Source organism: Psychrobacter okhotskensis (assembly GCF_965638355.1).
GTDB classification, from domain to species: Bacteria; Pseudomonadota; Gammaproteobacteria; order Pseudomonadales; family Moraxellaceae; genus Psychrobacter; species Psychrobacter okhotskensis.
Map to the genome: position 1 here is coordinate 2592312 of NZ_OZ281822.1, position 23856 is coordinate 2616167.

At 45.6% G+C, this 23856-nt stretch carries 20 protein-coding genes; 1 reads left to right on the forward strand and 19 read right to left on the reverse strand.

Features of this window, described 5'->3' with window-relative positions; translation table 11 throughout:
• Nucleotides 1–28: 28 nt before the first annotated feature.
• The 8 genes from ACSUPM_RS10745 to epmB all read right to left on the reverse strand — a co-directional run bounded on the left by ACSUPM_RS10745 (nt 29) and on the right by epmB (nt 11133).
• A complete protein-coding gene (locus tag ACSUPM_RS10745) occupies nt 29–316 on the reverse strand; it encodes a DUF4031 domain-containing protein (protein ID WP_025650774.1) in 288 nt (95 codons plus the stop codon).
• 68 nt (nt 317–384) lie between these two features.
• A complete protein-coding gene (locus tag ACSUPM_RS10750) occupies nt 385–2661 on the reverse strand; it encodes a DUF3488 and transglutaminase-like domain-containing protein (protein WP_350588229.1) in 2277 nt (758 codons plus the stop codon).
• Nucleotides 2658–3707 carry a hypothetical protein gene (locus ACSUPM_RS10755; RefSeq protein WP_350588230.1) on the reverse strand — a complete coding sequence of 350 codons (1050 nt, stop codon included), beginning with the start codon at nt 3705–3707 and terminating at the stop codon, nt 2658–2660. Before ACSUPM_RS10755 ends, ACSUPM_RS10750 begins: the two co-directional genes overlap by 4 nt.
• Before the next feature lie 84 nt (nt 3708–3791).
• Nucleotides 3792–4820: an AAA family ATPase gene (locus ACSUPM_RS10760; RefSeq protein WP_037025906.1), complete on the reverse strand. Its 1029-nt coding sequence runs from the start codon at nt 4818–4820 to the stop codon at nt 3792–3794.
• A gap of 46 nt (nt 4821–4866) precedes the next feature.
• Nucleotides 4867–5328: a c-type cytochrome gene (locus ACSUPM_RS10765; RefSeq protein ID WP_173238876.1), complete on the reverse strand. Its 462-nt coding sequence runs from the start codon at nt 5326–5328 to the stop codon at nt 4867–4869.
• 377 nt (nt 5329–5705) lie between these two features.
• On the reverse strand, nt 5706–7799 hold the full coding sequence (locus ACSUPM_RS10770; protein WP_025650779.1) for an EAL domain-containing protein: 2094 nt from the start codon (nt 7797–7799) through the stop codon (nt 5706–5708).
• A gap of 354 nt (nt 7800–8153) precedes the next feature.
• On the reverse strand, nt 8154–9971 hold the full coding sequence (locus ACSUPM_RS10775; RefSeq protein ID WP_436879931.1) for a hypothetical protein: 1818 nt from the start codon (nt 9969–9971) through the stop codon (nt 8154–8156).
• Between the two features lie 154 nt (nt 9972–10125).
• Complete coding sequence (gene epmB, locus ACSUPM_RS10780; RefSeq protein ID WP_436879932.1) at nt 10126–11133, reverse strand: EF-P beta-lysylation protein EpmB; 1008 nt, start codon at nt 11131–11133, stop codon at nt 10126–10128.
• Between the two features lie 165 nt (nt 11134–11298).
• On the opposite strand from epmB, the gene efp reads away from it, so the two are divergent.
• A complete protein-coding gene (efp, locus tag ACSUPM_RS10785; protein ID WP_025650782.1) occupies nt 11299–11871 on the forward strand; it encodes an elongation factor P in 573 nt (190 codons plus the stop codon).
• A gap of 285 nt (nt 11872–12156) precedes the next feature.
• Here efp and ACSUPM_RS10790 read toward each other — a convergent pair whose 3' ends face one another.
• The 11 genes from ACSUPM_RS10790 to ACSUPM_RS10840 all read right to left on the reverse strand — a co-directional run bounded on the left by ACSUPM_RS10790 (nt 12157) and on the right by ACSUPM_RS10840 (nt 23584).
• On the reverse strand, nt 12157–13974 hold the full coding sequence (locus tag ACSUPM_RS10790; RefSeq protein WP_227674767.1) for an ATP-binding protein: 1818 nt from the start codon (nt 13972–13974) through the stop codon (nt 12157–12159).
• A 21-nt stretch (nt 13975–13995) separates the two neighbouring features.
• Complete coding sequence (locus tag ACSUPM_RS10795; protein WP_101212473.1) at nt 13996–14865, reverse strand: tRNA threonylcarbamoyladenosine dehydratase; 870 nt, start codon at nt 14863–14865, stop codon at nt 13996–13998.
• A 118-nt stretch (nt 14866–14983) separates the two neighbouring features.
• A complete protein-coding gene (locus tag ACSUPM_RS10800) occupies nt 14984–16024 on the reverse strand; it encodes a TatD family hydrolase (protein ID WP_350588233.1) in 1041 nt (346 codons plus the stop codon).
• 76 nt (nt 16025–16100) lie between these two features.
• Nucleotides 16101–16256 carry a hypothetical protein gene (locus ACSUPM_RS10805; protein ID WP_201566190.1) on the reverse strand — a complete coding sequence of 52 codons (156 nt, stop codon included), beginning with the start codon at nt 16254–16256 and terminating at the stop codon, nt 16101–16103.
• Nucleotides 16257–16449: 193 nt separating this feature from the next.
• Nucleotides 16450–18720: a type II secretion system secretin GspD gene (gene gspD / locus ACSUPM_RS10810; RefSeq protein ID WP_436879933.1), complete on the reverse strand. Its 2271-nt coding sequence runs from the start codon at nt 18718–18720 to the stop codon at nt 16450–16452.
• 155 nt (nt 18721–18875) lie between these two features.
• Complete coding sequence (locus ACSUPM_RS10815) at nt 18876–19772, reverse strand: type II secretion system protein N (protein ID WP_201566191.1); 897 nt, start codon at nt 19770–19772, stop codon at nt 18876–18878.
• Nucleotides 19773–20588 (reverse strand): type II secretion system protein N, encoded by an 816-nt coding sequence (gene gspN / locus ACSUPM_RS10820; protein ID WP_025650788.1) that lies wholly within the window; start codon nt 20586–20588, stop codon nt 19773–19775.
• 325 nt (nt 20589–20913) lie between these two features.
• Nucleotides 20914–21237 carry an H-NS histone family protein gene (locus ACSUPM_RS10825; RefSeq protein ID WP_201583478.1) on the reverse strand — a complete coding sequence of 108 codons (324 nt, stop codon included), beginning with the start codon at nt 21235–21237 and terminating at the stop codon, nt 20914–20916.
• 559 nt (nt 21238–21796) lie between these two features.
• Complete coding sequence (locus ACSUPM_RS10830) at nt 21797–22234, reverse strand: BLUF domain-containing protein (protein WP_025650790.1); 438 nt, start codon at nt 22232–22234, stop codon at nt 21797–21799.
• A 66-nt stretch (nt 22235–22300) separates the two neighbouring features.
• The gene (locus ACSUPM_RS10835) at nt 22301–22819 is read right to left on the reverse strand and encodes a BLUF domain-containing protein (RefSeq protein ID WP_173238869.1); all 519 of its coding nucleotides are present in this window, start codon (nt 22817–22819) and stop codon (nt 22301–22303) included.
• Nucleotides 22820–22894: 75 nt separating this feature from the next.
• Entirely contained in the window at nt 22895–23584 is a 690-nt protein-coding gene (locus tag ACSUPM_RS10840; RefSeq protein ID WP_025650792.1) for a hypothetical protein, read from the reverse strand.
• Between the last annotated feature and the right edge of the window lie 272 nt (nt 23585–23856).

Here is a 23856-nt window from a genome sequence, read left to right on the forward strand (position 1 = left end):
CTTTCTCATGTTTTAGAAAATTAAATTATTAGCGATTCTCAGATTGTGCTATTTGCTCATGTAACTCTACTTTCAACTTCTTTGCACATTCAATAATTTTCTTTCGACCGGCAGGAATAGCGCCGTACTCAATTGCTGTCTCTCGCATTTGCACCGTCACATCATAGTGCGGATAACTGGCATGACGGTGGAATAAACGCTTATCCACTTCAATCAATGCCGCAAAGTCATGCAACTCTTGCAGGGTATCAGCCAGCATATGGCACCATTTATAGCCTTTAAATTCTATCTGCATAAAATCAACGTATATCGCCATAGAGTCGCCTCCTTTATTATCATTAGCTATTTTATCATATGCTAAACAACGCTTTCACAAAACAGCCATTAGAACAATTCACGTGCATCTTTCTTAAGCTGTTTCAGTACGACTTGGTATTCGCTATCATTGGTTTCAAGGCTGCTTAGGCGTCCATAACGCAGTTGACGATAGTCCTGCTTCATCTGTATTATTTTTGCTTGTACAATCTCTGAGTGACCGCTATCTGTTAGCTTACTAACTTTACCACCCGCACCGCTACTTACAGTATTGTTACGGCTATCCATGTCACTATTTATATCATTGCCTCGGTTATTAACCGCCGCTGCCAAACGCTCAAGCCAAGCCAATTGCCCTTCGTTGTTATCGCGAGCGAGCGATTTATCCGCTTTGCCAATGCGCTTTGATAATTGTGCAAGTGGTAGATCGGCTGGATGCCAACGTTTGCGGCGACGTTGCCAAATGATAAAAACCAAAATTACCATGACGGTAATAGCACTCACCGCTAGCCAAATAATTTGCTGCATGATTGAGCGGATGTTAAACCACTTGAGTAATGAGTCAGCTTGCTTATCCTGATCGTAACCAACGACGTCTTTTTGCCAATAGTAGCTGGCTTGATCTGAGAGGCGGCGTAAGGTTTGTAGCATTTGATACTGCTGATAGCTGATTTGCGCACTAGCCCCATCACCGAACATTGCTGCCCCTTGTGCCTGCGTCAGTGCATCCATACCTTGCTCGACACGCTCAGGCGCTACAAAAGCCGTCGGATCGACACGTACCCAACCTTGACCGTCAAGCCAAACCTCCGTCCAAGCGTGCGCATCCTTTTGCCGTACTTCCCAAACATTACCACCGCGGCTCAGCTCACCACCTTGATAGCCCGCCACGACGCGTGCTGGAATGCCAGCAGCGCGCATCATAAAGGTGAAGCTGGAAGAATAGTGCTCACAAAACCCCGCTTTGGTGTCAAATAAAAACTCATCAATACGGTTCTTATGCAATCGTGGCGGCGACAACGTATAACGAAAGTCCGTTTGGTTGATCCAGCGCTCAAGTGCTTGCATGTAGCGTACTGGGTCTGAGTCTGATTGAACAAACAGCTGCTGCGCCAGTGCTTTTGCTTTGGGATTGCCGTCAGCTGGCAGGGCAAGATTCAGACGGCGTGACTCATCAGAGAGAATCGTATCGATACCCATCGGGGCAAACTGTAATACCTCGTAGCGCAGCTGTTGGGTAACCGGCTGGTCTTTTAATAAAGTAAAGTTTGAAGTAATACTAATGTCTTGACGCTGAGCAAAAGGATAATCAAGGCCAAATAGCCAGTTTTGTTGCGTGGGCTCTAGAATAATCTCATAGCTGGTCGGCGCAGCTTTCACCTCATCAGGGATAGTAGCAAAGGCATTCTCAATCCAAGCAGGTATTCGCTGCGTCGGCTGCCACTGTCGTTGCTGAGGGCTAGGACGCCACGTCACCCCGTCAAAGTCGCTAAATACCAAGCCGCGCCAATATAGCTGCTGCTGTGGTGGGCGCTTATCTGCAAACTCTACCCGAAACGCCAGCTCAGTCGATTGTCCCAAATTGGCAAAATCACCGGGCGACATACTATCAGAGACACCCGTGGTTGCTTGCTGACCTGAGAGCTGCACTGACCATAGCGGTGGCAAGCGCGGAAAAAACAAAAATAGCACGACCAATAACGGTAGTGCCCCAAGACCTAATACGCCCAAAGTACGCAGACGACCATCACCACGAGTATTGCCATCGTCATTGAGCGCAATAAATGCCAATAATATGATGACCGCACCGACGATTACTTCTAACGTCGTCACGAGACCTTGATCCATCAAAAATAGCGCAGCCAGTACAAATAGCGATAAATTCAATACCACATAAGCATCACGGCGCTTATACAACTCCCATAGCTTGCTGATAAGACAGAGCACTAAAAACGCCACGCCCATATCGAGACCAAACGCTGTATTATAAGTCAGCCACAGACCTGCCAGCCCCAATAAAAAGCCGAGCATTTGCATGCTTTGATAAACACGCTTTAAATGCGCTAATTTTTTAAATCGCGCTTTTACGCGTGGCAACTGAGCCACAATACTGACCACAGCAAAGCCAATCAACCATAAAGGCAGATGTGCTGCATGCGGTAAAATGACGATGATTTGGGCAATTAAGACCCAATAATAGGCTGGCAAGGCGAGTAGCTTGCGAGTCCATTTAGCATCGCTAGCCTGCTCAGTGTGAGAAGTGATATGTTGACCCAAAGCCAATTGCTCAAAGCTTGCAGGATTGATCTCTGTCTCATTTGTAGAGGAATTTTTAAAATTGATCATGGTGCTTTCGCCAGCCTTAACAAGCATGCTCGTGCAAAGCTATCGCCTTCACCCATTGTTGCACTAGAGGATTGATCAAAGCGCATGTCATTCGGTAAGCGCATGTTAAATGGTACGCCAAGTTCACCTAATGTCATCGCCCCGTACGCCAGTTGTGCCAGCCTCTGTTCATGATGGGCTGCTGGCATATCGGCATAATCCAATGTTTGCTCATCACCGACTGGATCAGCGAAATGCTTGGTAAACATGCCTTGACCGCGCGCCACGTGACCCCAAGAAACCCGAGCCAGCGACTCACCTTCGATATAATTATCGAGCCGCTCAAAGTCATCTTGACCTTGACGATATTGCCCGCCTGTTGGCAAGTCCTCTAAACTTGCGACCGAATACTGCGTCTGCCAGTCAAAGGCTTCAGGTTTTGGATAGACCCAAGCGCTACGGGCAAAATAGACATAAGACCATGCACGCATGATCCCTAATGGATAAACGGTTTTGATGGTTAATCGTGGCAACTCAAACGCGCCACGATTATGCGTCTGCACCGGCAAACGAATAATTTGCTCATCTTGTAACCGTGTAACAAGTACAGAATGTTGACTATCCACGTGATGTTTGATTTTCTTACCAGATTTTTTATCCATCTCTTTATCAGTCTGCGCAAAGCTAAATAGCAGCTGGCGTCTTGGCTGGCGACTCTCACTACGCAGTTGCAGGGTCACCCAGACAGGCGCACCCGCTTCTGCCATGGTCACCTCTATTAGCTGTACCTTTAGACCTGAGATATGAGCAAAGGTCACATGAAAGCTGATCAGCCAGACACTGATTAGATAAAAACATAAGCCCAATACCAAGTTATTGCCATAGTTGATACCAGCGATAAAGGTAATGACCAGTAAGACAGCAAATAGCATCCCTTCACAACTAAAAAAGATATAGACGTTACGCAAATTGAGGGTGGCACTATCACTTTTGGGCGCACGCGAAGCAAACCAACGGCTTAATGCTGAAGTAGCTGGTACGGTTAAGGCTTTTGGCAAAAAGCTCATGACTACCCTTACCATAAAATGGATACTCTCATCGATAACTGAATGATCGTTTGAAAAATAAGCATGCGATTAAATAACGGACTCTTAAACAACAACCGCTACGTCTGCCAAAATGCGTTGGGCGATGGTCTGCGTCGCTTGTCCTCCCGTCACATGCGCGGGTACAAAACGCTGACCGAGACGGTGATCAGTGACGGCGGCAAACACCGCTTGAATGTCTTCAGGCGTCATCTCCATATGCCCCGATACATAGGCATAGGCTTGTGCGGCACGCTGTAGCGACAGCACGCCACGTGGTGATAAGCCATGATACTCTTGGCTTGATCGTGTTTTTGCCACCAGTCTTTGTAGATAGTCCAAGACCACATCCGCGACATATACTTGCTTGACGCCTTGCTGCGCTAACAAGACCGCCTCGGTATCAAGTACCGCAGACAACTCTTTTAGTAACTCACGGCGATCCTGACCTTTTAAAAGCTCACGCTCTGCGGCAGGTGATGGATAGCCAAGCGACAAGCATAGCAAGAATCGATCTAGCTGCGATTCAGGGAGTGGATAGACGCCTGCTTGCTGCAAAGGGTTTTGAGTTGCAATCACAAAGAACGGTTGCGGCAATGGATAGCTTTGTCCATCTTGGGTCACTTGCCGCTCTTCCATCGCCTCTAGTAGCGCACTTTGGGTCTTAGGGCTAGAGCGATTAATCTCATCAGCGAGTAACAGTTGAGTAAAGATAGGCCCTGAGCGAAACTCAAATTGCTGTTTACTTTGGTCATAAATGCTCATCCCTAGGATATCTGCTGGCAGCATATCATTGGTAAATTGCACACGGCTAAAGCTCAGACCAAGCAACTGCGCCAAGCCTTGTGCCAAAGTGGTCTTGCCCATACCCGGTATATCTTGCAACAATAGATGACCACCTGCCAATATACCGCTGAGCGCAAGCTTAACGGCTTGCGGCTTATCTAACACAATTTGATTTAATTGCGCCATAAGCTGGGCAATTTTTTGCTGATTGCGACGATAGTCGGCAGTGCTAAAGGTCGGCTTATCAGTCACCTCTGCTGCTGCTTGACGTGGTGTTGTAATGGCACTATTGATGGCTGCGTGGGTCATAGTCAATTATTGGCTCGTTTTTTGAATAGTAAGTATAAATCAGAGATTACTTTGACTCATCTGCAACTATCGGCGCGGCGGCGCGCAGCGTTGACAGATAAGCAATCACATCCGCACGCTCTTGTGCATCTGGCATCGGGTCTGATAGCATCTTTGAGTTTGGTATGGCTTTTTCCGCATCTGCAATATAAGGGTCGAGCGTTGCTGCATCCCATACCCAACCTGAGTTTTTTAGCCCGTCACTATAGGTATAATCTGCTAACTCTGCAGCGGGCGCGCCATATATATTCATCAACTGCGGGCCTTTTTTATTGAGTCCAGCATTCCTCTGATGGCATTGGCCACAAGCGTCTTGATAAATTAGAGCACCATTATCGGCATCACCTTCAGTATATATTGGCAGCGTGACAGGCGCGCGATGATCAGGTGGGATACTTTCCCCGCAGGCGGTGAGTAGCAGAACAGCGGAAAAAATACCGCTCAATATTGATGTATTGATGATAGACATTTTTGGCAATCTTTAGTTGAGGAGCGCCAGCTATGTGAGACAACAGGCATAGTGCATTGAAAAACCATGTAGAAAGCAACATCAGGCGGCACACATAGATAGCTGTTTAAAAATAGAGCGCAATTTATCGGCAGCTAAACCAATAAATCACGCTTAAGAAACGTCTAGGATTATAACTTTATAATCACACATGAGATTAGGGCGTGTCCTCATTTTAAAAATGGTCGTAAAAATGAGATAAATTGCCGTCAAATGAGAAAAATAGCGCAAATAATATCGGGATATTATTCAGCTATTTGACGATATTTGGCAAAATTTAGTCATTTTTAGCCCAGTTAGATACAAGCGCTTGAATTGAGGACACGCCCTAGGTTCTCTTATGTGCCACTAGCAACTTTCATTGTACTGCTTGGCTCTTCCAAATAATACCCTTGCAGGTAACGCGCACCCACACTCCAAGCGACAGACATGGTTGCCGCCTCTTCAATGTAAGGCATCAACACATCAATATTAACCGTATTGGTACGTACGATTAGTGATTTAACGGCTTCTAAATTATCTGCAGAGTCGATATCTTGTACATAACTGCGGGCCAAACGCACCACATCTGGCTGCACAAAGCTGGCAATCTCAATAGACTTAGTAGATGAGCCGAAGTTATTGACGCCAAGCTGACAGCTCACTTTATTAAGGGCCTCAAACTGAGATTTGGCGACTGTTAAATGATCGGCAATATCTTTTTCGTTGAACTGTAGCGTTAACACTCCTGCCGCACCGCCAACCGCATTAATCAGCTGACTGGCGACATTGGGCAGCTTTTTATCCACCAGCGAAGCACTGGTCAATTGTACCAGTAGTCGCGCCTCAGGATGGGTTTTACGTACATCGTTTATTTTTTTGCAGGCATTGATCAGCACCCAGCGATCTATTTTTTCTAACAGTTGATGCGTCTTTGCAACCGCCATAAATTGATCAGGGGTCAATACTGTATTGTCAGCATCTGCCAATGGCAAACGCAGATAGACTTCAAAAAAGTCACTACGATCATGATTGATGTCATATATCGCTTGGAATGATAGCTCAAAGCGATTATTGGCAATGGCATCGACTAAAGACTCCGCCAGCGCATGGTCATCACTATTGGCATGTTCGCTTGGATCATATAGATGATAAGTACCACCGTTATTGGAGGTCTCGGTCATAATCTGGGCGATGGCATCCATCGCTCGCTCGAGTACTATTTTAGGCTCAGCAGTATTTCTTTCGATTTTGACAATACCAATACTCGCCGTCGTGCTGGTCGTGCGCTTATCGACTTCAATAAGCATGCCACTAATCCGTAGGCCAATATGCTCCGCAAGCTTTTCGAGATCGTCGGTGGTCTGGTTTTCTACTAGTATCGTAAATGCTGTGTCACTAAAGCGGCTCACATAGCCTTCTGGCACCAGCTCATCTAAAGCATAAGCGACCTGTCTGACTGTCGTATCGACACCTTGCAAACCCAAGCTACTTCTGATCTTACCAATGTTATCGAGCTGAACATACAACAGCCCAGCAGTCAGAGTACCAGCCAACGCTTGCTGGTGTAATATCGCCAACTGCTCTTCAAAACCACGACGGTTATTGATGCCTGTCAAGCTGTCCTTACGCTCAGCTTCTGCCAAGCGCTTAGCAACCTCAGCACTATTACTGTTATTTTGTTGAATAATAATCTGGGTAACCGGCTCACTATCCAAGGTAGCTGCTGCCAGCTGTAATTTTGCCTCAAAGGTACTGCCATCCGTACGCAGACTCTCAAACTTGAACTCGACTTCGTCACGGCTCCCTTTATCAAACTGCCGCAAAAACTGCTTAAAGGCTTTGATGTTATCACCGCCTGCGATCAAGTCAATAACCGGTACGCCAATGATATCGTTCATTGAGTCAAAACCGAATAGCTGAAGATAAGGGTCATTGGCAAAGATATGAATCCCTTGATCAAGGTAGGCAACCGCACTTTTAGAGTTTTTAATCAAGATATTAGCGCGCTGCTCTGCCTCAGATAACACGTGACGCAAGGCTTTAAGCTGATGACGACTCCGCAAATTACCATGCTGTAAACAGATGGCCATCACTACCGCTGTCTCTTGGTCTGCCCTAAGCGCCTTAACCATCGTGCTATTCATGACCGCAGGCAAACCTTCCTCGTTATGGGCAGTCGCAGCCATCTCCGCACTCATCAAGCATATCATCGGCAAGTCAATGCTTTGCTCTTGTACGATACCCACAACGTCGGTAAAGCCCATATCATAGGCTTGCCCAAAGACTAAGACATCCCACGGCTGGCGTAGCGATTTGAGCAGTTCTTCCTTGTCATCCAAAAAGCCTAGGTTGACGCTGTCATAATAAGAATCTAGCAAATCCACTAGGCGCTCAGCATAGAGCTGATCGTCATCGATAACTAATAGATTTAAGACGGACTGAGTACGCATAGGAGGCCTTTTGAATCTTATGATCGTATTTATTTTTATCGCTTAACTTCGATACCTCGCCCTTTTATCAATATTTAGATAGCGCGGCAAATAGATAAGCACTATTCGGGTTCGGTTCGGGCGGTACTGACAATACTGGTTTATTGATATGATCTAGGCTGACTGGCTTAGTAGACATATCTTATCTATCAAACTTAAGTCATGGTATCCGTCATTATAGACAATAATTTGACCGACTGCAGCTTAACTTATTACTCATACCGTCAGATAAAGTGGTTATACCTGCACCTTCGCCATGTAACCATCTACACTTATATCCATGCTGGTATTTAGGACACGCCCTAATTGAGCAGATTACAATTGTACTACTTCATATTGGCTAAACTCATCGGTAACCAGTAAAGGATTTAATAAGCGTAAGGATTTCTGTTTATTATTTAGGCGCATTATCACTCTATCACTGGTTTGAAAATGAGAGGTCGGCACGACTAAGCTACAAGTCGTCTGTAGCTGCTCATCACCAGCAATCATAAAAGCTGGCACAAAATGCTGACTGCGTGAGTCTCTGTCCTCTAGGCGCAGCCCACAAGAGATGAGCTTGTGACCGAGCACTTGCCATTCTACTTCTGGGTTTCGGGTATTAAGATTGAGCCAACGCACCACTCCCATCGACCAATCAGCTGCGGTCTTCGTCTCAGAACGGCATAATAAAAAAAGACTCATCATTTGCAACGGTGGCGGTGCAGTATCGATAGGATGAATATCAGCATTAGTAGTATTGCTGTCCATCACTGCTACCATACTACTCGCTTCGCTACCGACTTTGCTCATTGTCATTATCGTGGCGGTGCTTGGGGTTACAACCTTGTCTTCGGTAACAGCAGATATATCTTCAGGATTGATAATCAAGCGCAGCGTGCGAAAATGCGACAGGGCGTCCTTACTGTCGAAAGTCTCAACGGATAATAAGCCATTGGTCGTTTGTTTTTTTGGCACGGTATCATAGCGAGGTCGCTGCGCATCCGGCAGCTCTTTAGTGCCAATCAAACTTATTAGACCTTGCGCATGGCTAGCATGATAGTGAATGTCATTAAATCCGGTCACCATTGTGGCGTTTTGCTTAGGACTATACTTGGTCGGTACGGTCAATTGCGGCTGAATATAACGATAGGTTAGCGCCATGGCCATCTTATCGAGCAAACAACACTCAACGCCTTCGCTACCCTCATTCATTAACGTTTGCCGGCGTGCTTTTAGATAGGCGACCACTGGTGCTAGCTCAATAAAGAGACAGTCGTACTGGTTTTCGTAAGGATTGATATCAGAATGCGCGGTCAAATAAGTAGGTGGACTGTCACTATGCAAGTTAACGAAGACCCGCGTCTCAGTTTGCGGCTCTATGGTCGCAACGATTGGCTCAGCCCACTCAGGTAGCGAGCGCTGAACCAGCAGCATATTAGGCCGGCGCATGCCACGCACATTGAGTAAACTGTGCAGACATATTTGACAGTACAAGCGATGTATAGTGTCTGCACGATTGGTGACGACATGACCGCTCAGGTCAAGGGTAGCAGCATGGCGCTGATGGGCAAGATAATACAATCGATTGATTGCAGCCCATACATACGACGGTGGCTTTTGATAACAAAGCGCGTCTTCAATCAATAGCTTTTGGTACATGAGTAGCGTCTGGTAAATGGCAATAGCTAACCTAACGGGAGAAGACTTTTCGCCCGTGAAGTGGCGCTGCCAGCCACTACTTGCTGGGGGTTTTTGCTGATCTAGCAATGCTATTTCGCGGCGTATCACCCCGTCATAAGTTAAAACAATGAGATAGTATAAGGATTTTACTTGAGCAACATGAGCCAACTGCGCGTCACTTAGCGCTCCTGCTTCATAAATATAATACTGACGTAAAGCGGCGATCAGCCGATCAGCCGCTTCAAGGACGATAGTTATTAAGGTAAAGCGTTGCTGATCATCTACATCAGCCACCCTCAATTCCATGAGTACTTTTTCCAATTGCTCCGTTTGCTGCGCTTCTGTTTGCGATGGCATCAGCGCTACCCAGTTGCGTAGGTGCTGCTCTTGGCCGTCGGTCGATTTACCAGATGCTGCGGGTAACGCTGCAATCGACGCCAACTGCTGTTGAAAAACTGATAAAGTTATCATTACTATCCTTAGTCATTGCACAGTAACGGCTGTACAAGTTAGTAGCAAGCAGGTAGGTAAGCTTTAGCTATCGATTGGATATAATAACGGCTGCTTACGCACTTATTAGTCATTATTTGTCTGCTAATAGCGCTACTTTATCATAATGCAACTTTTAGACTTCATTGTAAATGTCAATCGGCACCTTAAACGGTCTATCTGGCAACTCTCTAACCAGCTTAGGTACTAGATAGCCGGGTAATGCTGCCAATAATGACCAGTAAAGCGCTATTGCTGACCGCTCGTCGCTATCGAAATGTGCCGCGCCTGCTACTTTATCCAATACGTGTAGATAATAAGGCAATACCCCAGCAGAGAATAAACGTTGACTTAAGGCAGTTTGAGCAGCCACGCTGTCATTGATACCTTTTAAAAGCACAGCTTGATTCAATAGCGTCACGCCAGCCGCCCGCGCCCGCTGCAAATATTCTGCTGTGAGCGTATCGATTTCATTGGCATGGTTACAGTGAATGACCATGACGATATGACAGCGACTTTGTGCTAGCCGCTCTAATAATGGCGCATCTAAACGCGCTGGAATCACAATTGGCAACCGAGTATGGAGCCGAATGGTGGTCAATTGCGGAATGGCCTCTAAAGTATCAAGCCAAGCAAACAGTCGTCTGTTGGTCACGTTTAAAGGATCGCCGCCACTTAAAATCACCTCATTAATGTCGGGATGGGCGGTAATATAATCGATGATGCTTTGTTTGGCATCGGCAGTGGGCATATTGGCACTGTAGTCAAAATGCTGGCGAAAGCAGTAACGACAGTGAATCGCACAAGCACCCGTAATCGTCAGCAGCACTCTGGATTGGTATTTATGCAATAAGCCTTTGGTTGGGTTATGAGCATTTTCCGCTAAAGGATCTGCCACATAGCCAGTCACTGCGATTTGCTCTTGTCGGTCGGGTAGCACTTGCTTTAATAAGGGATCATCGCTATCGCCGACGGTCATTTTTGCGACAAAAGCACGTGGCACGCGTAGCTCGAAATGCTCAGGCACATAAACCTCTGCGCTTCGCGATTCAAGCTTTAGGATACTAAGCAATTCATCGATGCTAGTAATGCCTTCGGATAATTGCGTTTGCCAGTTTTTTTGTGTGATTAAATGGTTTATCATGACAACCTAGTACCTGTGCCTAAAAGGCGTCATTATACGCCCTTAGTGAGTACCCTATCAAAGCATACCCGTCAGCCATCAATACTTGGTATGACGACAGCGCTTAGCACAGTCAGCTCCACACCCAAATACCGATCATATATTCGTAACCCTTAGGAGTTTCTTGTGGCAAGTTTTTCTACTAATGAATTTAAAGCCGGTCTCAAAGTCATGCTCGATGGCAATCCCTGTGCCATTCTCGAAAATGAGTTCGTCAAACCTGGTAAAGGACAAGCGTTTAACCGCGTGAAATTGCGCAATCTACGCAGTGGCAGAACGCTAGAGCAAACGTTTAAGTCAGGTGATAGCTTAGAGGCGGCAGATGTTATAGATACCGAAATGAACTATCTGTATAACGATGGGGAGTTTTGGCACTTTATGCATCCAGAAAGCTTTGAGCAGCTACAAGCGGACAAAACAGCCATTGGCGACGCGCAAAAATGGCTCAAAGAGAACAGCAATGCGCTTTGTACCATTACCTTATTCAATGGCGTGCCGTTATCAATCACCCCGCCTAACTTCGTTGAGTTGCAAATTACCGAAACCGATCCCGGCGTACGCGGCGATACTTCAGGTGGCGGTGGCAAACCTGCCACGTTAGAGACGGGTGCGGTGGTACGTGTACCACTATTCGTCCAGCAAGGTGAAGTCGTGCGTGTAGATACCCGTACTGGTGACTACCAAACCCGCGTGAGCTAATCGTTCAAATTGCTTGAGTAATACATAAAAAAAGCTTAACCATTATTAAATGGTTAAGCTTTTTTATTAGGGTCTGTTAAACATTCAAATGTGGCACGGGCGGTGGCCACAAAAAATTGATATGAGCAATAGCGTCGCGTTTTTAGGATATTTTGACTATATCGTAAAAAATTTAGGATAAATGAGTCAAGTTGCTTTAACTGTCGATATAGAAAGAAAAAGCCTATGTAGCCGATGGCAAGTCTAGCGAGGGAAATTCACAACCCTTACGTCTGTCTTATTCACTCAATCAGCTGACGATTGCTTATGCATTAGCCAATATTGCACCAAGGCATTTAACTGTTCTTGCTTAAAAGGCTTGGTGCAATAGTCCTGCATGCCCACATCAAGGTATTTTTCGCGCTCGCCATCCATCGCATTGGCAGTCAAGGCGATAATGGGTGGCAATACTTGAGGGTCATACAGCTCATGCAACTTAATGGTCGCCTGTACGCCATCCATAATCGGCATATGATGATCCATCAAAATGAGATCATAACGCTCAGGGTACAAAGCAAAAGCCTCAATCGCTTGCTGCCCATCGGTGACGTGGGTTACCGTATGGCCGCTATTACTCAAGGCTTTTTTGGCAATTGTCGCATTGACACTATCGTCTTCAACCAACAGTATGTGACCAGAACGCTCCTGACTCGGGGCGGTCATGGTAAAGTCGTTGGCAACTTGCCAATTTTCATACTGTTCCTCATCGATAGTAGCGAGCGGCAACAATACTGTGAAGGTTGTACCCTCACCGACCACACTATCGACGTCGATGCGCCCACCCATTAAATCCACCAGAGACTTACATACAGACAGCCCCAGACCCGTACCACCATAAAGACGATGGGTTGATTTATTGGCTTGATCATAGGCATCGAATATCGCGTCCAATGATTCAGGCTTAATACCGACACCCGTATCGGTGACCTCAATACATAGAGTCATGTTTTCGTAAGCAATACTCTCTTTGGTAATGTTCTCTTTAGTAATATTCTCTTCACCAATAATACCATCAGCAAACCCGCCATTGCTTTCATGTTTTTCAGCATTGTCATCGATACAATGGCAATTGGGCACGTGCTTGACATCGATACTGACTCGCCCACCTTCACGGGTGAACTTGATGGCATTATTGACAAGGTTGACCATGATTTGTTTAAGACGTACCGGATCGCCTTGCACATAAGGTGATAACGACTCAGTATAATGGTAATCTAAAATCAAGCCGCGCTGGCGAGCTTTGATCGCAAAAAGACTGACTACTTCATTGCATAAGGTGGACAGATTCATCGGAATGGTATCAATGGTCATTTTACCAGACTCAACTTTCGATAAGTCCAAGATACCGTTGATAATCGCTAGCAAATGCTCATTGGAGACTTTGATATTGTCCACATACTCTTGTTGTTCGTGACTAAGATCAGTCTCGCTAAGCATCTCTACCATGCCGATAATACCATTCATCGGTGTGCGTATTTCATGGCTCATATTGGCCAAAAAGTCCGACTTCATCTCGTTGGCATGTTTGGCGACCCGTTGTTTGTCTTGTAGTTGTAGCGCATCGGCTGCCATCATCGCGAACTGCGCCAATAATTGCGCTTGCTTATTATCAAAATCATCATGGGGTTTCATATCCATCAGACAAAAAGAGCCTAAACGGTACGTCTTATTGTCTTCATACATGATAATGGGCGCCCCGGCATAAAAGCGCAGGTACGGAGATTCTGTCACCAATGGATTTTGACTAAAGCGGCTGTCTTTTGTCAAATCCGCAACCACAAATACCTCGTCAGACAGCACGGTATAGTTGCAAATAGCCACTTGGCGCGTCGTCGTACATACCCCGCCAAGCCCGTGCACAGATTTTAGATACTGGGTTTCTTCATCCATAAAGGTAATGGTGACGACCGGCATATCAAAAAACAACTTGGCAAGTTCAGTCAGACGCGCAAAGGCAGGCTCATCATTGTTGTTGAGCACCTGATGTTTTTTGAGCTTATTAATGCGCTCTACTTCATCTGCGGCGACCGGGTAGCGGCGCTTAGGTGAGTTAGGTATCGTCAAAGTGGACTCCATTCATTAAAATCAGACGCCTGTCTGCTTTATCAATAATTGTAACGCTTCGCTCACCATCAGCATAGCCACAACCGATGTCACTACGACCGCTGAACCGTAACCGCCACAGTGTAAACCGCCCGTTTGACAGCTTTTATCGACGCGTGGTGGTTCTGTGGAATAAACGCATTTGATTCCAAATTTTTCTTTTAAAGCGCTGTTAATGCCTTTTTCATGACGCAGCTTATTGCGGAGCTTGGCGAGTAATGGATCTTGATAGCTATCACGCAAGTCACTCACCGTAATTTTGCTTGGGTCTATCTTACCACCCGCACCGCCTGCGCAAACCAATTTTAGTTTATTAAAACGGCAATGCAGGGCAATAGCAAGTTTGGCATTCATATCATCGACACAATCTAGCACGGCAATAGGATGACCTTGAGCAATGGCAGCCTTGGCTTCGTCACGACTCGGCAGCAGTGCAGTGACATTATCAGTGGTGAGAAAATCATCAATTAAATTGACCGTGACCTTGGGGTTAATCTCAGCAATGCGCTGCGCCATCGCTGCAATTTTGCTTTGACCAAAGGTGCTGTCCAGCGCTGGCAATTGCCGATTGACATTAGAAGCCACCAATACGTCTAAATCAATCAACGTAATAGTACCAACCGCAGTACGAGCCAGCGCTTCAGCTGCCCAAGAGCCAACACCTCCGATACCAATCACATACACATGCGCTGCCGCAAAGGTGTCAACGGCTGAGCCACCGTAGAGAGTTTTCGTCCCTTGGAAACGTCGCTCGTATTGCTCACTTGCACTACCACTGTCGTCATGAGCGACAGAATGCTCAACGGCATTAGGCTCTACAAACGACTGGTCAAATAATTTTGCTTCACTCATAACAGATTAAACGCTCTTTTGAGGGGGTATATAATCAACGATAACTTATGTTGCTCTTATTTTATTCTGTACTATTTTACTTTTGGCAATATCATTTTACTTTGAACAACAGCAGTTTTTATGACTGCATAGGATACGACCATTGCGTGCGCAAGGCATCGCAACTGTTTTGCCATAGTTGCTCAGCAAGACGAGCTGGTGGCACATCAAGTAACTCACTGAGACTGAGCAGCACCCATGGCAAATTGGCAGGAACATTCCTATTATGAGCGGGCGCATCACCCCATTCATTATCAGGACTTTGTCCAAGCGCTGACTGATTATTGGTTGACGGATTGCTATCTGAGTGCTGGCACATGATGGGAGTCATATCCGGACAATCCGTCTCAATCACCAAACATTCAAGACCATAAGTATCAACTGCTGCTTGAATCGCCCGACGCAGTTTTTTGGCATTCGGATTGGTGACTTGTCCAGTGACCCCGAGCTTAAAGCCGAGTTTTACAAAGGCCTTTGCCTCTTGCTCACCACCACTAAAACTGTGAGCGACACCGCCCAACTTGTGCGCATCATAATCGTGCGCTTTTAATATCGCTAAGGCTTCAGCATGGGCTTTACGAATATGCAGCATGACGGGTAGCTGATGCGCCACTGCCATATCCAGTTGCGCCTTAAAAAACTGCTCTTGTTTGGCCAGCATATGCGGCTGCTTCATCTCGTCGGTAAAAGTATCCAAACCAATCTCACCGATTGCCAATGGGCACTGCTCAGTCAGCATCTTTGCCATACTCTGTAGATGAGCTTCTGTATGCTGCGTGATATAAAAAGGGTGTAGACCTAGAGCGATATGAGCCTCAGGAGACGAGTGGTTTTGATTGCCAGCCTCCGTTGCAACTGCTGGCGTCGCAATTGCCTGACTGTTCTCATTGACCTGAACTTGCTCGTTAATCAGGCGTTTAATATCATACAGACGTTCAAAATGCTCATATAAATAACCCACCAGCATAAGGTGGCGCACGCCTTGCTCACAGGCTTTTTCTACTTGTACCGCTCTATCGCTATCAAATACTGGCGCGTCAAAATGTGTATGCGTGTCAATCAGTGGCAAAGCAGCAGACGAACAATGAGGAGCGATATACGGTGAATCAAGAGCAGTCATTAACAAATTCCAAATTTTATTATTATTAGTGATTTTTTAACGAAAATATTTATTATAAAATAAATAGTGAGAGCAGTTAATCTTTAGCATTTGAATTGTTATTCGTCTTATTCTTAGTGTCGTTCTGTAGGCTACTGTCTGCTCGTTGACTACTACGTCGCGGTATCAATAATAAAGCGGTAGCAACAGCGCCCAACATAAGCCATCTTTTTTTGTTTATACGCTGTGCCATTACTACTCCCCTTTACTATTTACTTATTTGCTAAATTGCCTTTGAATACTTTGTACTAAGGTATATTTAAGTTTCCTAGTATACTGGGATATCGTAGTGGCTGTGTTTATCTGTGTTATGAATACGCAAGCTAATGTACGGTGTCATGTTTTTGATGACACCGTACGAAAGGATAATATGCGTGAGTTAGCGTTTAATGCTTGAGAGGATAAGTCGTGATACCGCTGTTAGGACTCTCTACTTTAGTAAATCCTTGCGAGGTAGCTTTTGGCGTTTGATCGCGCTTAGGTACGAGCGGATTCAGTGGCATCAGCTCGTAATCTGCACTGACATCCCCATTCCAGCCTTCCGTACCACTCAATGGCAATTGCTTAATCGTTCCATTCTTGTCGATGACCAGCTGTAAGACGCGCATTTGGTTATATTTACGCTCGGTCACACTCGCCACTGCACCGCCATCGCGTAGAATAGTCGGCTGTAGGAAGATGATTAAGTTGCTTTTTTGCGTGTTGTCATTGTCCGAGCGAAACAGGCGACCGATAACCGGCACATTGCCCAAGCCCGGCACTTTTTGTTGACGTGTGGTGGTGTTATCCCGCATCAAACCGCCCAAAGCGATGGTCTGTTGGTCGTCTGCTAAAATAGTGGTATTAATAAGGCTCTTATTGGTAATCAAACCACTGGCATTTCCCGTGCTACCGGGCACGACTGAAGACACTTCCTGCGACACCTCTAAACGCACCGTGCCATTGTCACCAATGTGTGGAATGACGTTCAGATTAATACCAATATCTTGGCGGTCGATAGTCTGAAATGGATTGGTTGAGGAGTTGCCACTGGTGGTGTAAGAGCCGGTAACAAAGGGCACGTTTTGACCGACTAAAATACTGGCTTTTTCATTGTCTAGTGTCAAAATCGATGGCATAGACAGCAGATTAGCACTGGTAGACGAATCAAGCGCTTGCAAGATAGCGCCATAAAACTGGGTATTGCCTTGACTGTCCTTACTGCTATCGCCAATTCCAATCAACGCACCAGCAATTGAGCCTGCAGCCGCGCTAATACTAGCAGCACCGCCCCCTGACAAAGCAGCTGCCGCAAGCGACGCTGCACTAGCACCAACGTTATTAAAGTTGACAACCCCGTAGCCGCTGTTGGCGTTACCGAGTGCCCACTGCACCCCCAGTTGGGTGGCATCATCGCCCGATACTTCGACGATAGCAGCTTGAATGAGCACCTGCGCGCGGCGACTGTCTAGCTGATTGACGGCATCTTCTATCTCAAACATCAGCTCGGGCGCTGCATTCACGATGACCGCATTTTGGGTTTCGTCAGCGATGATACTGAAAGGTCGACCACCAACCCCAGTACCACCTGTACTCGTGCCACCAGTGCTAGCACTCGAGGTAGAGGCTGCTGCATTATTACCAATGCTGCTGTTGCCAAGAATATCATTGGCGCTATTATTTAATGATGAGCCGGTGCTACTTGCATCATTTAAAGATGCCGACTCTAACGTTGAGGTCGCGCCAGCGCTATTGATGGATTGATTGGCCAGTAAGCCACGCAGCATATCTGCAATATGACCAGCGCTGGCATACTTTAATCGAAAAACGCGCAAACCACTCAGACGTCTGGTAGGCGTGGTATCCAGCTGACTGACCATTTCTTGGACTTTGGCAATCATCTCAGGACTGCCTTTGACCAGCAGCCGATCACTGGACGTATCAGCAATGACTTTGAGCTGATTATTGCCGCCTTGTGCTTGCCCACTACCGGCACTCGCCACCAAAGCACTGATCAACTCCATCATACGCTCGGCATCGACATGACGTAGCGGTATGACTTGCAAGCTGTCATTAACGTTGCTGTCCAAATCGCGGATGAGCGCGGTTAATTGGTTTAAGCTATCCGCGCGATCCGACAATACCAAGGCATTAACACCCGGCACAGCAGCAGCATGGGCCGACTGCGGCATGAGCGGTCGTATGACTCCCAGCACCTCTGCCGCTTGAGTATTGGTTAAATAGATGACGCGCGTTGCTAGCGCCTCACCGACGCTATCACCACGTAAATCGACGGCGACTCCAGACTGCTTGGCGACATTATCCGGTACCAGTTTAACCGTCGTTCCAGAATCAATCGCGGCGATACCATTGACTTGCATCACGCTCAAAAACAGCTGATAAATCTCATCACGGGATAAGGCTTTATTGGAGATGACCGTCACATTGCCATTGATACGTGGATCAAGCACAAAGTTTTGATCGGTGATGGTCGCCACTTCATTAATAAAGGCTTTGATATCGGCATCTTGTAAGTTGACTTTCCAGCTCTCAGCATTAACGAGACCTGTACTGGCTGCCCATAGCGGCACGGCTAAGCAAAGAGGACGACATAGGCGCATCAAGCGCTGTAAGGTATAGTGCAAAGGCGTAACTGAAAATTTATGAGAACTTACCATATTGATAATTACCTACAGTGATGTCGCTTAGTATGTACTGAATTTAGTATGACTGAGTATTGTCGGCTGGTGCGTTGCTAGCATAGCCCCAACCAGATAGTTATTAATTACTTAAAGCCGTTTTAATGACGAACGGTTTACTTAAAATCATTTGTCTAAAATTGCTGGCGAATCGTAATCACTTGATCGCCGCGCTTTACCTCTATTTGTGCTTCGCCCGCTTGCTGGACTTGTTGTAGGATACCAGCATCTTGGCTCGGGTTATTACCCACACTTTGACCATTGACCGTCAGCACCTGATCACCCGGCTCCAGTCCTAGGCGGTTGCGTAGTTTTGAGGGCATCGCCGCTGTCACCTGATAGTTTTCGCCTGAGGCCATAACGCCCATCCTGCTCAGATAACTGGCTGGGTTTTCTTGTAGTGCCGTGATGGCTTCATCAATAGCGGATTGCGGGCTACTCTCAGGAGTCGTCTCTGCTGTGGATTCAGTATTATCTGGTGCTGAGATTGAGGCGCTCGGCAAGGCATTAGTGTTTGGCAAACGCTGATTGCTGACGGCGCCTGCTAGCATATCGCTTTGGTCGAGTGGCATGGACTCTACCATTCTAATGACGGTTTGCTGATCACTGGCATCAGCAATGATGACGGCATTCCAATCGACGGCGATCAGAGTATAGTCACTGTCCTTTAGACTGTCACCAATGCGATAGTTTTTGACCTCACCATTGACATCTAACAAGGCTGACGACATGCTCTCTGGTATCGCGAGCAGAACCCCTTTCAAGCCAATATTAGGGGGTGGCTGTACCGCCGCCGCGATAGGAGCGGGATCGGCAAAAATAGCAAACAAACCACTGTAATCATCGCCGGATGTATTCGCGCTTTGTAAAGGAGTCAGCGGCAATGCTGGTGCCAAAGGCGCAGCTAGCAACAACCACAATAGCCGTGCCGCCGTCCAGCACAGCCAAGCAATCGCCAATAATAACAGCCAACCAGCGCAGCGATTCAGAATATTAATAATAGGTTTTAAATTAGCGGTAACAGTAGACATTTAGCGCGTCCCCAAACCAGCTAACAAGGGCTGGCGCACACTGACGACAGGGGTATCTTGCGGAGCTTGTCCTTTATACTCAGGCATATTCTCCAACAAACGCTGGGTCAAGCTGACGTCTAGCATATTATCGCCATCGACATACAGATCCCCTAAACGCTTATCTTGATTGTTCAACAAATTAACGTGCAGCAGGTTTTTATCATTTTTTTGTTCCGTACTCAGCTCGGCACGCATCGCTGGCATGGTGATATAAAAAACCTTACCGCCACTAGGATAGCCCACTTCACCACCGACCCACGTCAACTGACCATCCGCCTCACTGAAACCATAGGACTTTTTATTGGAGTCATTATCCGAGCCAGTCTGGCGTTTTAGAGACACCGCATTGACTTGAATCGGCGTCTTGGGCAGCTGCCAATCGACCACACTGGTCAAGGTTTCCGCTGCAATCTTACCGCTCATATCATCAATCTGCCATGAGCTGGTACCCAGTTTTATTTGACCGTTCAATCTGGTCTGCTCTGTCGTGATATCGACGTCCGCACTCAACTTACCCAAGAATAGTTGCCAAGGCTGCCACGACCAATTCGCCGCACCAGTCAACGGCGTCGCTGACAACGGCAATTGCCAAATCGCTGAGCCTTGCCATAAGTTGCCCGACACGTGCTGCACATAAGGGCTATTGGGTGCATATTTTTCAAGTAGCCACGACGCAGGCATTTGCAATAAGGCAAATAGCGCAAATAATATAAACCCAAATAGCCACCACAACTTACGGGGACGCTTATGAGACGACGCAGAGACTTGGGCCACGGTTACATAACTCTTATATAAGGTAAAAACGTCATTATCATAACAAACAATAGCATACAGATGACAGAAAAAAAGCCAGTATCTTTTTACCAAATTACTGGCAACAAAGATACTGGCTTCTGTCTACTGATGTGCTGTTAGCTCAATCGCTATAACGACGTCATAAAAACAGCGTAGAAGACATATTGCTATATAGTTAAATCCACTACAAATCAGGTATGTCATCAGGCTCGTTCAGTCTACTGGTAGCACTGTTACTTGCCTTTCTTGCACCTAATGCGTGTCATCAATTAGCACATGGATACATTTAGTGGTCTTAAAATGGCTAAATAGCAAAATCTTCAAGCTTACGACCTGCTGCTAGCGCGTCAACCAACCACGTCGGCTTACGACCACGGCCCGTCCAAGTCTCTTCATTATTATCGGTGTTGCGATATTTGATGCTACGTTTTTTCTCTAACGTCTCACCAGCTTTTAAAATCTCTTCGATAGTACTATTACTCTCTTCAGCGATTTTTTCAAACTGCATATAAGCATCATATAAACGCTGATGTTGCTTTTTGGCAATCAGCTGCTGGGCATTTTCGGTGATGGCACGTAGCTCATCTACGTTTAAGCTGTCTAAATCAATGGTGGCATTCTTATTCATAATAAACTCAACTTTAAGATAAGGGATATAAACTTAATAAATATAATTTTATCTACTAAGCACTAAAGATTGCTAATTCATAAATAAGTAATGATACGAAACTTAATAGTCAATTCCGTTTCTTACTTATTAAAACAGTATTAGCCGTGGCATTAATGAGTACAGACAATATAAACAAAAACAGTAGTTATAACAATAGTAAATTAATCGTCTCTATAATAAGAAATAATTAATAACAAACTTAAGTCAATGATGTATCTTCTATAGCATTAGACAGAAGATCGATAATAATCCTATTGTGTGCCAAAACCTGCTAAAGAAAAATCTCGTAAACAGTACCCTGACAACACTAATAAATAAAAACCTCTTGGAGGCTATAGTTGATTCAATTTAAAAGTAGTACAAGGCAACCGAGTGTAGATGTATATTTAATACTTCAAACGAGGTTAACGCAGTAATACTTTTATAATGGAATGACTATATATAAAATTAACCCTTGAATGTTTATCATTTCATACTGCTCATTATTTTGATGTTAACGAGAAAATACCAAAACTGCCTAGGTGCGTCCTGCGCTAAGCTCACTCATCAAATCACGAGCGGATTCGGCACTTAATAAGTACGGATTGAAATCAATCGTCGTAGAGTATTTTAGATAAATTGCGGCATTGGCTTCGGTTGGAGAGGCATAGTTCATTGACCACTTAGCCCATTCTCGATGCTTCAGCTCGCGTGTTTCAATGACCTGTAAATCGTGATGACGCTGATCAGCAATAAGACCATATAATAAACGATTGATCTGCGCTCTCGGCCCTTCGACCGTTTGTAAAAAATAGTCTTTATTAAATGTCAGCATCCCCGTGATGCCATTGGCAGCGTTATTCGCTTGAGCTTGCTGCAAAATCTCATTAAAGTCTTTCGCCGATACGTCTGGGTTTGCACGGCTGGCGTAGGTCATGCTCATTAAGATGTGTGCATCTGAATTTGGTGAGGTCATATCTGTTCTCTTAGGCGGTGTAATGGGGACGTAGCACTTTTATATTAGCGCTTTTATAAACGTCAATTAGCCAATAGCAAACCATGATTTCTTTTTAGCAGAAGCGTCTATTTCTTCTTGCTCTTGGAGCTCTGACAAGGTATCAATCAACATCATGATTTGGTTGGTACTCATAAGGTAGGGATTAAATTGAGTGCCCGTCGAAAACTTAAGCGCCAGCCCTTTATTCTCATCACTTGGTATAAGATATTTCATTGACCATTTATTCCAGCGACGCTGCTCGACTTCGCGGCATTCGATAATCTGTAAGGCAGCATGTCGCTCGTCTTTTACAAGCTTGCGTAGTAGCTCGTTGATGACAGGTCTTGCCCCTTCAATGCTTTGAAGAAAGTAATTGTGATTGAATACCAATGCGCCCGTAATGCCATTACGCTCATTATTCTGCTGCGCCTGCGCTAGGATACGCGTGACTTCCCCATTAGGGTTGTCGTTGTTATAACGACTAATATAAGTCAAACGCAAGATAATATGCTCACCATGCAACATGTTTAACGTGTTTTTTTCTGACAGCTCAGCGACTTCCATAAGGCACTCCGATAAGTTATTGGTACTTTTTTACAGGCGACAGCCAAATGCAGCGCTGCGATGAAAGGGGTAAATTTAAGATTTAATTTTTTTGGCAAACTCGCCCACACCGCGTGATAGGCTGCCACTGGTAGAGCGCTGAATCTTCTGTGTGAGAGCCAATAATTGCGAGGCATCAGTACACTGCTCCAGATTTAGCAGGTAACCCCACGCATCCTCAGGCGCTGCATTTTTTTCGATATAAGTCGCTAGTTCCGACTTTAAGGTTTCAAAATCCACATCAGCGGCTTTGCGCTTAAAGTAGCTAGCAAACGGTACGGTTTTGTCTGACTTATCATTAAAGGTCGCGTCAAACTCAGCGGCATTATCACTCTGCGATGGCATTGGTTCAGGCTGCAATGCTTTGTTGTCTTCATTAGCCAGCGTTGGGGGCGGTGCTATAGGCGGCATCGTAGGTGGCGATGCCGCTACTTGTGGCTCAGCGGATTGAGGCGGCGCATAAGATTGGCTAGAAGCGCTGGCGTTATCCCCTACTATCAGCTCGATACATTGGAATTCTTGCAGCAGCTCAAACAACGGTGCTATCCCACCAAACTCAGCGAACATCTTACTGTTATCAAGCGAATCTAAATAATGTTGATAGGTTTTTTTGCCATCAATCATGATCAGCAATGTTCTCGCTTCTCGCGGCAACACGCCCAAACTTTGCGTCTTAATTTCTTCTCGACCCAAATCACTTTTTCGAAACACATCACTACTATTCATCTGATAAACCTAACGCTGATACTTAAGCAAACACGATAATAATACAGTGCCACCTAAATAAGACTTGATACTTTGGGCTATAAATCTGCCCTACCTTGAGCTTTTGAATATTTCTTACAAACTATTTATTTTTTTAAAGTATCTAAATATTAATCTTTACTGGATTATTCATGTTTTTGATTATATCAACACATTTAATAAAGCGTTAGCATTAGTGAAATTCAATAGAACGAACGGTTGATATAAGATATAAATGGTCATTTGAATAAATT